We start from the raw sequence: 12,847 nt of genomic DNA on the forward strand, positions 1-12,847 counted from the left end.
GGCCGAGGATCCGCTCCCGCGACGCGCCGAGAAACGCCAGATCCGCGCCTGATGACGTCCGACGCAGGAAAGTGAGATAATGCAAGGGCGTGTAGGCGGATATTCGCCTCACGGAGAAGACTTCGGAGCAACGGATGCTCCGCGCGACCAGAGCCCGCGGGCCGGTCGCATACCGTTTGGGAGTCGCCCCGCGAGTCGCGCGGCGACCTGATCGCAGACGGGCGGTTCCGACCGCTCGCGCAGGGAGCTTGCCAGAGATGGCCGAAGAAACGACAGACACCACAACACACACCGATAGCGCCCCGGAAGAGCAGTCAGAGGTGGTTGCCCCCGCGGCAGACGCCGACACGACGGAGCCACAGCAGGACGACGCGGAGAGCACAGAGGACAACGCGAAGAACGCGATTCCGACGGCCGTCAGCCTCGGCCTCATTCCTGAGACCTTCGTCTCACAGGTTTCGACGCAGCTGTCCTTCTACGCGCCAGACGTCAGCCTGCTGCCGCCGTTGCCCCCGCTGCCGGGGGGAGGCCGCGCTCCTTTCGATGACGACGTTGACGGTGATTCTCGTGAGGGCGGAAGTTCGCGCCCGCCCCGTCGGCGTCGCCGTCGTGGTGGCGGTGACGAAGCTCAGGACGAGGCGCCTGCACGCAAGCGGGGTGTCGAAGTCGTCAACGAGCCACAGCAGATCAAGGGATCGACGCGCCTTGCCGCGAAGAAGCAGCGTCGTCGTGATGGACGCGAAGCAGGTCGCCGTCGCACCGTGGTGACAGAAGCTGAGTTCCTTGCGCGTCGCGAGTCGGTCGACCGCGAGATGGTTGTCCGCACGAAGGAGAACCGCACACAGATTGGCGTGCTGGAAGACGGTGTGCTCGTCGAGCACTATGTTGCTCGCGCACAGGACGCGTCGCTGATCGGCAATGTCTACCTGGGGCGTGTCCAGAACGTTCTCCCCAGCATGGAGGCCGCGTTTGTCGACATCGGCCGCGGACGTAACGCCGTTTTGTACTCGGGCGAAGTTGACTGGGATGCCGTCGAAACCGGCAACCAGCCGCGGCGCATTGAACTGGCTCTGAAACCCGGCGACAAGGTTCTCGTTCAGGTCACGAAGGATCCGGTGGGCCACAAGGGCGCACGCCTGACCAGCCAGATTTCTCTTCCCGGGCGTTATCTGGTCTATGTCCCAGCCGGCTCCATGAATGGAATCTCCCGCAAGCTCCCCGACACGGAGCGCGCACGGCTGAAGAAGATCCTCAAGAAGGTCCTTCCGGATTCCGCCGGCGTTATCGTCCGCACGGCAGCAGAAGGCGCGACTGAGGAGCAGCTCACGCGCGACGTCACCCGTCTTCAGCAGCAGTGGGAACACATCAGCAAGCAGGTGGAGAAGGGCGGTGGCCCCAGCCTTCTGCACAGCGAGCCCGACCTGCTCGTCAAGATCGTTCGCGACGTCTTCAACGAAGACTTCACGAAGATGCACATTCAGGGCGCCGAATCGCAGAAGACGATTACGAACTACCTCGAGTCGGTTGCTCCGGATCTGCTGGAACGCGTCGAGGCGTATAACGGCGACGGCGATCCGTTCGACGAGTTCCGCATCACGGAGCAGATCGAAAAGGCGCTCGACCGCAAGGTCTGGCTTCCCTCCGGCGGGTCTCTCGTCATCGACCGCACAGAGGCGATGACGGTGATCGACGTCAACACCGGCAAGTTCGTTGGCTCGGGGGGAAACCTCGAAGAGACCGTTACCAAGAACAATCTCGAGTCCGCAGAAGAGATCGTCCGTCAGCTGCGACTGCGCGATATCGGCGGCATCATCGTTGTCGACTTCATCGACATGGTCTTGGAATCCAACCGCGATCTCGTGCTGCGCCGACTCGTTGAGTGCCTGAGCCGTGACCGAACAAAGCACCAGGTCGCTGAGGTCACGTCGCTGGGCCTCGTGCAGATGACGCGCAAGAAGATTGGCCTCGGGCTTCTCGAGACCTTCAGTGAGCCGTGCGAGGTCTGCGCCGGCCGCGGTGTCATCGTTCACCACGATCCGGTGATGAAGTCTTCCGGAAAGTCATCGAGCAACGGACGACGCACGCGCGGCGGCAGCGGAAAGTCGCCGAGTGCCGGTCGTGGCTCGCACGCGGCGCACCACCCGGCGCCTGCTCAGACCCCGGAGAAGGATGAGGCATCGACCGCCATCAACTCGGAGAGCGCGAAGTCGGCTCTGGCGAAGATCGCGGCCTCCACAATTGCCAAGGACGAAGCGCCCGCGGAAAAGTCCGGTGTGGTCGCGTCGGCACCCGCGTCGCTTGACCAACTTGCCGTTGGTCTTCCTGAGGGCCCGCGTGGGGGAGAGGGCGAGCAGGATGATCGTCCGCGCAAGCCGCGGCGCAAGCGTCAGAACGCAGAAAAGACCGTTGACAAGCCGGCGAAGGTGTCGAAGGACCCTGCGGCCTCTCAGCTGCTGGACTCCGTTTTGAGTGCGCTTCCCGAGCCCAAGGCTCCGGGGCAGGGTCGTGGGCGTCGCCGCGTCTCCACGGCGGCGCTGCGGGGAACTGCCGTTGAGGTCAATCCGACGGCGCAGAGCGGCAGCTGAGCAGTGACGCAGGCCGCCACGGGGTGTTTATGTGCCCCGTGGCGGCCTGTCCTTTGCCCGAACTCGTAGCCCGGAGGCGATCAGCCGCCGTGTGAGCTCGGCTGAGGAGACGCGGTGTGCACCGGCGGCCACGAGATCGTCAACGCGATCTGCGGGAACGTCATAGTGATCCCTGTCGAAGGCGCGCGCAGGAATGCGCCGCTCAGCCGCGAAGGCATGAAGTTCGTCCAGGCTGGTATCGCTCACCAGGTGCGCCCACAGCGTGCCGTGGGCGGGCCACATCGGGGTGTCGACAAGGATCGTCATCTTCATCAGAATAGAAGTCTTGTGCGCCAATTGCGTCGCACACAGGGGACACGCAGACAACACGCGCCTCGTCCAATTGCCTCTTCAGGGGCACATCGGGTAATGTATCTCTTTGGTGCTTCTCGGTTCGCGCGCTCTCCCACTGGCGGCGTGACAAAAGTCTTGCTGGAGGCACCTCGCACATCCAGTGCGGCGCAAGCAGGTTTCGTCACTGCCCTCGCTTCCCTCTGGGGCACGACGTCCAGACTTCCCGTGAGATTCGGGTGGACCTCCAGGGCCCGCCCCCTATGAAACAGGTACCAACGTGGTTTACGCAGTTGTTCGCGCCGGTGGTCGGCAGGAGAAGGTCGAGGTCGGCTCGGTTATTACGCTCGACCGTGTCCAGGCTGCCGAGGGTGAGTCGATCGAGCTGCCCGCCGTTCTCTTCGTCGACGGCGAGACCGTGACGACTGACGCGGCCAAGCTCGCGAAGGTCAAGGTCACGGCCGAGGTCCTCAACGACTTCCGCGGTCCCAAGATCGTCATCCAGAAGTTCAAGAACAAGACCGGATACAAGAAGCGCCAGGGTCACCGTCAGGAGCTCACGCGCGTCAAGGTCACCGGCATCAACTAAGGCGGAGAGACAAATGGCACATAAGAAGGGCGCAAGCTCCACTCGCAACGGTCGTGACTCCAACGCGCAGCGCCTCGGCGTCAAGCGCTTCGGTGGCCAGGACGTCAACGCGGGAGAGATCCTCGTTCGTCAGCGCGGCACCCACTTCCACCCCGGCGCCAACGTCGGCCGTGGCGGAGACGACACGCTGTTTGCTCTCGCCGCCGGTGCGGTTGAGTTCGGCAACAAGGGCGGCCGCAAGGTTGTCAACGTGGTGGCTGCAGCCGAGTAATTCGCGCTCCACACACATTCTGCATCCGGAACGGGGGCGGGCTGAGGCTCGCCCCCGTTCTGCATAATGAGGACAGGGTTTTCACCCGTTCCCTCGAAGCTTTGAAAGAGGATTCATGGTCACGTTTGTCGACGAGGTCACCCTGCACCTCAAGGCGGGCAACGGCGGCAACGGCTGCGTGTCGGTTCGACGCGAGAAGTTCAAGCCCCTGGCCGGCCCGGACGGCGGCAATGGCGGCGACGGAGGCGATATCATCCTCGTCGCCGATACGCAGACGACGACTCTTCTGAGCTACCACCACTCGCCGCACCGCAAGTCGGACAACGGCGGTTTCGGAATGGGTGATCTGCGCTCGGGTGTGCGTGGTGAGCCGCTCGAGCTCCTCGTGCCCGTCGGGACGGTCGTCAAAGACCCCTCTGGTGAAGTACTTGTCGACCTGGTCGAACCCGGTATGCGCTTTATCGCGGCTCCCGGTGGAACAGGCGGACTCGGAAATGCCGCATTGGCATCGCCCAAGCGCAAGGCACCCGGCTTCGCTCTTCTCGGCACTCCTGGCTGGGAGGGCGATGTCGTCCTCGAGCTGAAGACGGTCGCCGATGCCGCGCTCGTCGGCTTCCCCTCCGCCGGTAAGTCGAGCTTGATCGCCGCGGTCTCGGCAGCGAAGCCGAAGATCGCTGACTATCCGTTTACGACGCTGCACCCCAACCTCGGTGTCGTTCAGGCGGGCGACTTCCGGTTCACGGTGGCTGACGTTCCTGGCTTGATCGAAGGAGCAAGCGAAGGCAAGGGTCTCGGCCTGGAGTTCCTTCGCCACGTTGAGCGCTGCTCGGTTCTTGTGCATGTTCTCGACTGCGCAACGCTCGATCCCGGTCGTGACCCGCTGAGTGACCTCGAGGTTCTTCGCGCAGAGCTCGCCAGTTACCCGGTTCCCGAAGGGCAGACGCCCCTGCTGGAGCGTCCGCAGATCGTGGTCCTGAACAAGATTGACGTACCCGAGGCAGAAGAACTCGCGGCATTCGTCCGCCCCGACATCGAAGCGCTCGGTTACCGCGTTTTCGAGATCTCGACGGTTGCCCGTCGGGGCCTCCGCGAGCTGAGCTTCGCGCTGGCTGAGCTCATCGAAGAGCACCGCGTCGCAAACGCGGCGGAGGTCGTCGAAGAGCGCGTCATCATCCGCCCCCGTGGCTCGAAGAAGGAGTTCACGGTGACGGCAGAGGGTGGCTCGGAGGGCACGCTCTACCGCATTCGCGGCGACAAGCCGGAGCGCTGGGTGCACCAAACAGACTTCCAGAACGACGAGGCTGTCGGCTATCTCGGCGACCGCCTCGAGAAGCTCGGAATTGAAGATGCCCTGTTCCGGGCCGGCGCCACACCCGGCGCACCCGTCGTGATCGGCGACGACGATGGCATCGTATTCGATTGGGATCCCGCTCTGTCGTCGGCAGCCGAGCTCACGCAGGCACCGCGCGGATCGGATCCCCGCCTCGACGGCACACGCCGGCGCACGACGCAGGAGCGGCGTGACGCGTATCGCGCACGCCAGGACGCTCGAACGATCGAGCGCGCCCTGGAAGAAGAGCGGCGCCTCGCCCGTGGCGATGACGAGGAATTCACCGAAGGGACGGAACAGATCCAGTGACGGCATTTGCGCGCGGAGACCTAGCGACAGCGAAGAGAATCGTCGTAAAAGTCGGTTCGTCGTCGATCAGCGGTGATGCGTCGTGGCGCATCGACATGCTGGCTGACGCCATCATCGAGGCACGAAGCCGGGGACAGGAGATCATCCTCGTCTCGTCTGGTGCCATTGCGACGGCTGTGTCTCTGATGGACCTCGGCGGCAAGCCAGCGGACCTTGCCACACAGCAGGCGGCGGCGGCCGTCGGGCAGAACGTGCTCCTGTGGCGTTGGCAGTCCAGCTTCGACCGATTCGGCGTCCTCGCCGGACAGGTCCTTCTGACACTGAGCGACATGCAGAACCCGACGCCGCGCAGCAACGCTCATCGCGCCATCGACCGGATGCTGACACTCGGCGTTCTCCCGATCGTGAACGAGAACGACACGGTCGCTACACACGAGATCCGTTTCGGCGACAACGACCGCCTGTCGGCGCTCGTCGCTCACCTGATGCGCGCGGACGCCCTCGTTCTTCTCAGCGATATCTCCGCTCTCTACACCGCACCGCCGGACCGCGAGGGGTCACACCCCATTGACGTCATCGGCCCCGACGACGATCTGCGTCAGTACGAGTTCGGCGGCAAGGTCGTCAACAGCGTCGGAACCGGCGGTGCGGCGACCAAGGCAACGGCCGGACGCCTCGCGCAGGAGCACGGCGTTGGTGCGCTCGTCACGAGCGCCGACAACGTCTCGGATGCGCTTGCGGGTCACTCCATCGGAACGTGGTTCCCCCCGGTCGCCGGCCAGCACCCCCGCACCGAGACACTCTCGGTGATCCTGCAGGACGATAACGAGGAGGAATGATGACAAACGACTCTCCCGAAACGCGTATGACGCTGGCAAAGGCTGCTGCGCGCGAAGTCGCTCGCTTGACGAGCGCCCAGAAGGCTGACGCACTCAACGCGATCGCCGACGCTCTGGTGGCCAATGCAGCGACGATCGTCGCTGCGAACGGTGACGACGTTGAGCGCGGGCGGCGCAATGGTATCGGCGATGCTCTTCTCGATCGCCTTTCTCTGGATGACGAGCGCATCGTCGCTCTCGCAGAGGCCACGCGCGAGGTCGCTGCGCTTCCCGACCCGGTCGGCGAGGTCATTCGCGGACACCGCCTGGCGAACGGAATCAACCTGGAGCAGGTGCGAGTGCCCTTTGGCGTTGTGGGGGCAATCTACGAAGCACGCCCCAACGTCACTGTTGATATCGGCGCGCTCGCATTGCGCTCGGGGAACACTGTGGTTCTTCGCGGCGGCAGCGCCGCGAAGTCGTCGAACATGGCGCTCGTTGCGATTATGCGCGACGCACTTGCGACGCAGGGCATCACCCCGGAAGCCATCCAGACGGTCGACGAGTTCGGCCGTGACGGCGCGAAGGCGCTGATGCGCGGACGCGGTCTGATCGATGTTCTCGTGCCGCGTGGAAGCGCGAACCTGATTGAGACGGTTGTCACGGAATCGACCGTTCCCGTCATTGAGACGGGTGCGGGGAACGTTCACGTTGTTCTCGACAGCACGGCGCCCGACGACTGGGCCGTAGACATCACGGTCAACTCCAAAACGCAGCGAATCAGCGTGTGCAACGCGGCAGAGAGCGTGCTTGTGCTGCGGGATGCCGCTGAGCGTCTTGTTGGTCCCGTTGTGGCGGCGCTTCAGGAACGTGGCGTCACGGTGCACGGCGATGACACCGTGCAGACGCTGGCGCAGGGAATCGTTCCGGCAACGGAGGACGACTGGTCGACGGAGTACCAAAGCCTCGACATCGCCATGCGCGTGGTGGACAGCCTCGACGAGGCACTGGATCACATCGATCGTTACAGCACGCACCACACGGAGACCATCGTCACGACGGATGTGCGCAATGCGGAGCGCTTCCTGGCGGAAGTGGACTCGGCTGCGGTCTACGTGAACACGTCGACGCGATTCACGGATGGCGGCGAGTACGGCTTCGGCGCCGAGGTGGGGATTTCCACGCAGAAGCTTCACGCCCGCGGCCCGATGGGCCTTCCCGAGCTCACCAGCACCAAGTGGCTGGGACGCGGCTCGGGGCAGATTCGCTGAGTCATCCTCCTGGCCGGCCCGTCCGCGGGTCGGCCAGGTCTCTCCTCGGACAGGGGATAAACTGTCCATCAACGTTCTGAAAAGAACACCACTACTTCCCTCACTGGATCGGAGCCAGGATGCTCTTCGCCTCCGCCGTTGCCAATCTTGCCGCTGAAAGCGAGAGCCACGCCGCCGTCGCGATTCAGACGTTGCCGTATGGCATCGTCACGCTGGTTATCTTCGCCGTGCTCGGCATGGTGACCGCCTCGTATCGCCACGTCGCCAACCGTCACGCTGCTCCGGTCGCGCACGACGAGCAGCACTAGGCCTCGCCTGTGACACAAGGCTCGCGGCGGCCGCGCATCGGGGTGATGGGAGGAACGTTCGATCCCATCCACCACGGCCACCTTGTGGCGGCTAGCGAGGTGGCCGCGAGCTACGACCTCGACGAGGTCGTTTTTGTGCCAACGGGGGAGCCGTGGCACAAGGGTGATGTTTCACCCGCCGAAGCCCGATACGAAATGACCGTCATTGCGACGGCGTCCAACCCCGAGTTCACGGTGAGCCGCGTGGACATCGAGCGGGGCGGACCGACCTACACGGTCGACACGATTCGTGATCTCAAGGCTGAACGACCTGACGCGGAGTTCTTCTTCATCACTGGTGCTGACGCTGTGGCGCAGATTCTCAGCTGGCGCGATCATGATGAACTCTGGGAGCTAGCGAACTTCGTGGCTGTGTCTCGGCCCGGCCACGTGATCGACGTCGGCGACTTGCCCGAGGGCGTTGTGAGCTGGCTGGAGATCCCGGCGCTGGCTATCTCCTCGACAGACTGTCGTGGGAGAGTCGAGAAGGGCTTGCCCGTGTGGTACTTGGTACCGGACGGCGTTGTGCAATACATCGCGAAGCATCATCTCTATCGGAGTAGGTCATGACGACATCTGGAGAGCAGGAACAGCGGCCGTTGACGCGTCGCGAGTTGCGGGATCTGCGCGCGCGCGGTGAAAACAGCGGTTCTGCTGCGGATGGCGCAGCAGACGCTCCCGTCGTTGACACACCGGATGCTGCCGCTCCCGCTTCTGCTCCGGCGCACGACGAAGGGGACACCCCGGAGCCTGCCGAAACGATCGTGCCCGAGGCGGAAGACACGCGAGCTCCCGCTGCTGATGCACCGCAGGGAACGCACATCGTTGCCCGATCAACGGCCGAGAACCGTTCAGATCCGCCGCTGACGCGGCGCGCTATTCGTCGCCTGCGCACGAATGAGATCGCGATTGTCACACCAGACAGCGACACCGAGCCCGCGGCTGAGGAGGCCTCCGCCGGCGAGCCCGCGGCATCGTCCCGTCAGGAAACGCCGACGGTTGCCCTTCCGCTGGCGGAGCCAGAACGTTCCGCCCCGAACACGCTCTCGCCGGAGCAGCAGCCAGATCGTCGTGAACTGGAAAAGCCGACTGCCGGCGACGATGTTCCCCGGCTGAACCCGGCGTTCGGCAAGGGATTCACGGCGACCACCCCCGGCGCGTCCACACGTTCCTTTGACGATCTGATGGACCAATACACGGCAACCTCGCCGAGCTCAATCATCATGACCAGCTCGCATCGGCTGCCCGAGGGCCTCGGTTCGACAGGAGCCGCGCGGGGAACAACGGATGGACGCGAAGTCGATTCCGTCCTCATCGACGGGGAGCTTCCTGCCTCTTCCTCGCCGACACCGATCGCAGCGTCGGAAGCAATTTCGACGCAGAAGAGCCCGACCGATGTCATCCGTCCGCCCGAACCCGAGAAGGGCCGCAAAGCGGTCGTCATTCTCGGCATCACGGCTGGCGTTTTGGGCATCGTCGTCGTCGGTGCTCTCGCTGGCGCATTCGCGCTTGGCGTTTTCAACTAATGGGAGTCTTCAACTCGTGAATAGCACGTCTCTGGACATGCTCCAGACAGCGGTTAACGCCGCTGACAAAATGGGCGGCGAAGATTTCGTCGCCCTCGATGTGGCACAGCCGATGCCGCTGGCCGACATTTTCTTCATCGTCACTGGTCGCAGTGATCGCAACGTGATTGCGATTGCCGAAGAGGTCGAGCGCGAGCTCCTCAAGACCGGTCACAAGCTGCTGCGCCGCGAGGGCAAGGCGGAAGGGCGCTGGGTCCTGTGCGACTTCGGCGACCTCATCGTGCACGTCTTCCACCAGGAGGAGCGCGAGTACTACGGTCTCGAGCGTCTCTGGAAGGATTGTCCGACGGTGCCGTTCGAAACCCCGACACGCGCGGGTGATGAGCCGGATTTCGACTGACGGTTGATCGCGTTGTAAAGTAGTCGAGTTGCCCGCAAGGGAAACGATAACTTCACAACACGGGCCTGTGGCGCAGCTGGTAGCGCACCTGCATGGCATGCAGGGGGTCAGGGGTTCGAGTCCCCTCAGGTCCACCATGATGCTCTTATTCGAACCCTCGACAAGAGCAATGAGATTATCGGACATGGTGTCCAGGGAGAGCCCGCCGGTTTCGGCGGGCTCTTTTGTTTGCCCCGTGATGTCGGGGATTCCGGTGGGCTGTTCGCGTCGTGCATCGTGGACGAGGGGACTGTCTGATTAACGGTGGATCTGGTCGGGCCTGACCGAAAGGAAGGGCGATGACTGATGTCATCGAGATGATCGATCCTGTGACGGGAGAGATCATCGACGAGCAGCAGCTCGCGGAGCAGTTGCTGAAGCAAGCGAAGGAACAGGGCGTCGACCTCGTCGGCCCGGACGGGTTGCTGAACGGACTGACGAAGCGGGTGCTGGAGACGGCGCTCGAGGCGGAGATGTCCGAGCACCTCGGCTATGAGAAGCACGCTGTGTCGACCAGCGAGAATGCGCGCAACGGGACGCGGTCGAAGACCGTGCTGACCGAGGTCGGTCCCGTTGAGATCGATGTCCCGAGAGATCGGGACGGCTCGTTGGACCCGAAGATCGTCAAGAAGCGGCAGCGGCGGTTGACCGGGGTCGATGAGATTGTGCTGTCCCTCACTGCCCGCGGGCTCACGACGGGTGAGGTCGCGGCGCACTTCGACGACGTCTACGGGCCTCGGTGTCGTCTACGGGGCCTCGGTGTCGAAGGACACGATCTCGAGGATCACGGACAAGGTGATCGAGGAGATGACCGAGTGGCAGAACCGGCCGTTGGATCGCGTCTACCCGGTGGTGTTCATCGACGCGCTGGTGGTGAAGGTCCGGGACGGTCAGGTGCGCAACAAGCCGTTCTATCTCGCTGTCGGCGTGACAGTGAACGGGGAACGCGACATTCTCGGGATCTGGGCGGGTGACGGCGGTGAGGGCGCGAAGTTCTGGCTCGGTGTGCTCACCGAGATCAAGAACCGCGGCGCTGAGGACGTGTGCATCGTCGTCTGCGACGGACTCAAGGGCTTGCCCGAGTCGATCAACACGGCGTGGCCGCTGGCGACGGTGCAGACGTGCATTATCCACTTGATTCGCAACACGTTCCGGTTCGCGTCCCGCCACTACTGCGAAGAGATGGGCAAGGACCTCCGACCCGTCTATACCGCGTCGACCGAATCGGGCGCGGTCGAGCGGTTCGAGGAGTTCGACGCGAAGTGGGGCGGGCAGTATCCGGCGATCAGCAAGCTCTGGCGCAGCGCCTGGAGTGAGTTCGTGCCGTTCCTGGACTGGGACGTCGAGATCCGCCGGATCGTCTGCAGCACGAACGCGATCGAGTCCCTCAACGCCCGCTACCGCCGCGCCGTGAGGGCACGCGGGCACTTCCCCGACGACGCCGCCGTGCTCAAGTGTCTCTACCTCGTGACCCGCTCACTTGACCCCACTGGCCGGGGCAGGGCACGCTGGGCGACGAGGTGGAAGTCGGCGCTGAACGCGTTCGCGATCGCTTTCGAAGGCCGAATCAACTAACCATGCGCTCGGCCAGATCCACCGTTAATCGGACATACCCAGCGATGTCTCTCGTGGGTATCGCTGATCTGGATGCTGTCGAGATCAGCGAGGTGGTCATTCCCGAGGAAGTAGCTTTCGGCGGCGCGCTGGAGTTCTCTTTCACGCTCGTCGCGCTGCGGGAGACCGATGTCATTGCGGACTACGCGGTGCGGCCCTTGGCGGAGACGTATGCGCTCCGGGAAGGAATGACGACACGGACCGTGCGGTCAGGTTCGTATCAGCTGGACATTCACGTGAACGGCAGAGTGAGCGCCTCGTAAGAGTTCCGCATTGTTGACGGGGGAGGCGCGGCGCGGCTGTGAACAACCCCGGTGCGGTCGGCGGGAGAACACTCGCGACCACTGGAAGAATGGCGCTCATGCGAAAAGCGGCCGAGTGGATGGAGAGACACCAGGTCGTGCTCTACCTACTGGCATTGGCCGGGGGTGCGTCGATCGGGCTCGCGGCGCCCGGCATCGCCACGCCGGCACGCCTGACGATTGAGCCCGTTCTTGCCCTCCTGCTGTATGTGACGTTTCTCGGCGTCCCGTTCTCCCACATCCGCACGTCCTTCCGCGACCACCGCTTCCTCGGGGCCGTGTTCGCGGTGAACTTCGTCGTGGCACCGATCGTCGTCTGGCTGCTCTCACGCCTCGTCTCCCACGACGACGTGCTGCTCATCGGCGTACTCTTCGTCTTGCTGACGCCGTGCGTCGACTACGTCATCGTCTTCACCGGTATTGCTGGTGGTGCACGAGACAGGCTGCTCGCGGCAGCGCCTCTGCTCATGATCGGGCAGATGGCACTTCTCCCGCTCTACCTGTGGGCGTTCGTCGGCCCGGAGTTCATATCGGCCATCGACCCTGCGCCCTTCGTCGAAGCGCTCCTGTTCTTGATCATTCTTCCGCTGGCTGCGGCTACCGTGACACAAGCGTTCGCGAGGCGCTCCGGATTGGGCAGGCGCGTGATGGACACCGCGCTCAGCGCGATGGTACCGCTGATGATGGTGACTCTCGCGGTGGTTGTGACGTCACAGATCTCCCGTGTCGGGGGACGAATCGATGCTCTGATGCTCACAGTGCCCGTCTTTGTTCTTTTCGCCGTCATCATGCTGTTCGTTGGGCGAATCGCTGGCCGTGCCCTCCGTCTCGATGTGCCCGGAACACGCGCAGTGATGTTTAGCGGGGCCACACGTAATTCGCTGGTGGTCCTCCCGCTCGTTCTCGCGTTGCCCGCAACCTACGGTCTTGCTGCCCTCGTCGTTGTGACCCAAACGCTCGTCGAACTGATTTTGATGGTGGTCTTCGTGCGCTTGGTTCCGAAAATCGCAGCGCATTCCGGTCATCGGGAGCCGGAAAGACCATTCCCTCTGTGACGTTGTATAGGGCGGTGCGGGAGGTGTCTTAGTGACCGAGCGAGACGAAAGGCATGGCAAG

General features: G+C 63.7%; 13 protein-coding genes, 1 tRNA gene and 1 pseudogene. 14 read left to right on the forward strand and 1 reads right to left on the reverse strand.

Translation table 11 applies throughout. The features are described 5' to 3' along the window. The first annotated feature begins 257 nt into the window (after positions 1-257). A complete protein-coding gene (locus G6N81_RS01550; protein ID WP_338144000.1) occupies positions 258-2,585 on the forward strand; it encodes an Rne/Rng family ribonuclease in 2,328 nt (775 codons plus the stop codon). A gap of 27 nt (positions 2,586-2,612) precedes the next feature. On the opposite strand, the gene G6N81_RS01555 is transcribed toward G6N81_RS01550, so the two are convergent. Continuing rightward, positions 2,613-2,891 (reverse strand): DUF4031 domain-containing protein, encoded by a 279-nt coding sequence (locus G6N81_RS01555; RefSeq protein WP_165132171.1) that lies wholly within the window; start codon positions 2,889-2,891, stop codon positions 2,613-2,615. A 304-nt stretch (positions 2,892-3,195) separates the two neighbouring features. On the opposite strand from G6N81_RS01555, the gene rplU reads away from it, so the two are divergent. The 13 genes and pseudogenes from rplU to G6N81_RS01620 all read left to right on the forward strand — a co-directional run bounded on the left by rplU (position 3,196) and on the right by G6N81_RS01620 (position 12,786). Beyond that, positions 3,196-3,504, forward strand: a complete 309-nt coding sequence (gene rplU / locus G6N81_RS01560; RefSeq protein WP_165132174.1) for a 50S ribosomal protein L21 — start codon at positions 3,196-3,198, stop codon at positions 3,502-3,504. Positions 3,505-3,517: 13 nt separating this feature from the next. Continuing rightward, positions 3,518-3,775 (forward strand): 50S ribosomal protein L27, encoded by a 258-nt coding sequence (gene rpmA, locus G6N81_RS01565; protein ID WP_029149810.1) that lies wholly within the window; start codon positions 3,518-3,520, stop codon positions 3,773-3,775. A 115-nt stretch (positions 3,776-3,890) separates the two neighbouring features. Next, a complete protein-coding gene (obgE, locus tag G6N81_RS01570; RefSeq protein ID WP_165132177.1) occupies positions 3,891-5,414 on the forward strand; it encodes a GTPase ObgE in 1,524 nt (507 codons plus the stop codon). Continuing rightward, entirely contained in the window at positions 5,411-6,253 is an 843-nt protein-coding gene (gene proB, locus G6N81_RS01575; protein WP_165132180.1) for a glutamate 5-kinase, read from the forward strand. Before obgE ends, proB begins: the two co-directional genes overlap by 4 nt. Then, entirely contained in the window at positions 6,253-7,503 is a 1,251-nt protein-coding gene (locus G6N81_RS01580) for a glutamate-5-semialdehyde dehydrogenase (protein ID WP_165132183.1), read from the forward strand. Before proB ends, G6N81_RS01580 begins: the two co-directional genes overlap by 1 nt. A 119-nt stretch (positions 7,504-7,622) precedes the next feature. Continuing rightward, a complete protein-coding gene (locus G6N81_RS01585; RefSeq protein ID WP_165132186.1) occupies positions 7,623-7,811 on the forward strand; it encodes a hypothetical protein in 189 nt (62 codons plus the stop codon). Positions 7,812-7,856: 45 nt separating this feature from the next. Beyond that, the gene (nadD, locus tag G6N81_RS01590; protein ID WP_241245097.1) at positions 7,857-8,420 is read left to right on the forward strand and encodes a nicotinate-nucleotide adenylyltransferase; all 564 of its coding nucleotides are present in this window, start codon (positions 7,857-7,859) and stop codon (positions 8,418-8,420) included. Beyond that, the gene (locus tag G6N81_RS01595; RefSeq protein ID WP_165132192.1) at positions 8,417-9,376 is read left to right on the forward strand and encodes a hypothetical protein; all 960 of its coding nucleotides are present in this window, start codon (positions 8,417-8,419) and stop codon (positions 9,374-9,376) included. Before nadD ends, G6N81_RS01595 begins: the two co-directional genes overlap by 4 nt. 37 nt (positions 9,377-9,413) lie before the next feature. Then, a complete protein-coding gene (rsfS, locus tag G6N81_RS01600) occupies positions 9,414-9,776 on the forward strand; it encodes a ribosome silencing factor (protein ID WP_165137564.1) in 363 nt (120 codons plus the stop codon). A gap of 61 nt (positions 9,777-9,837) precedes the next feature. Continuing rightward, a tRNA-Ala gene (locus G6N81_RS01605) sits at positions 9,838-9,913 on the forward strand. Between the two features lie 219 nt (positions 9,914-10,132). Then, positions 10,133-11,390: pseudogene (locus G6N81_RS01610) on the forward strand (IS256 family transposase). A gap of 53 nt (positions 11,391-11,443) precedes the next feature. Next, entirely contained in the window at positions 11,444-11,692 is a 249-nt protein-coding gene (locus G6N81_RS01615) for a hypothetical protein (protein ID WP_165132195.1), read from the forward strand. Positions 11,693-11,790: 98 nt separating this feature from the next. After that, positions 11,791-12,786, forward strand: coding sequence for an arsenic resistance protein (locus G6N81_RS01620; protein ID WP_165132198.1), 996 nt, complete (start codon positions 11,791-11,793; stop codon positions 12,784-12,786). Positions 12,787-12,847 lie beyond the last annotated feature (61 nt).

This window comes from Microbacterium amylolyticum (assembly GCF_011046975.1).
Taxonomy (GTDB): Bacteria; Actinomycetota; Actinomycetes; order Actinomycetales; family Microbacteriaceae; genus Microbacterium; species Microbacterium amylolyticum.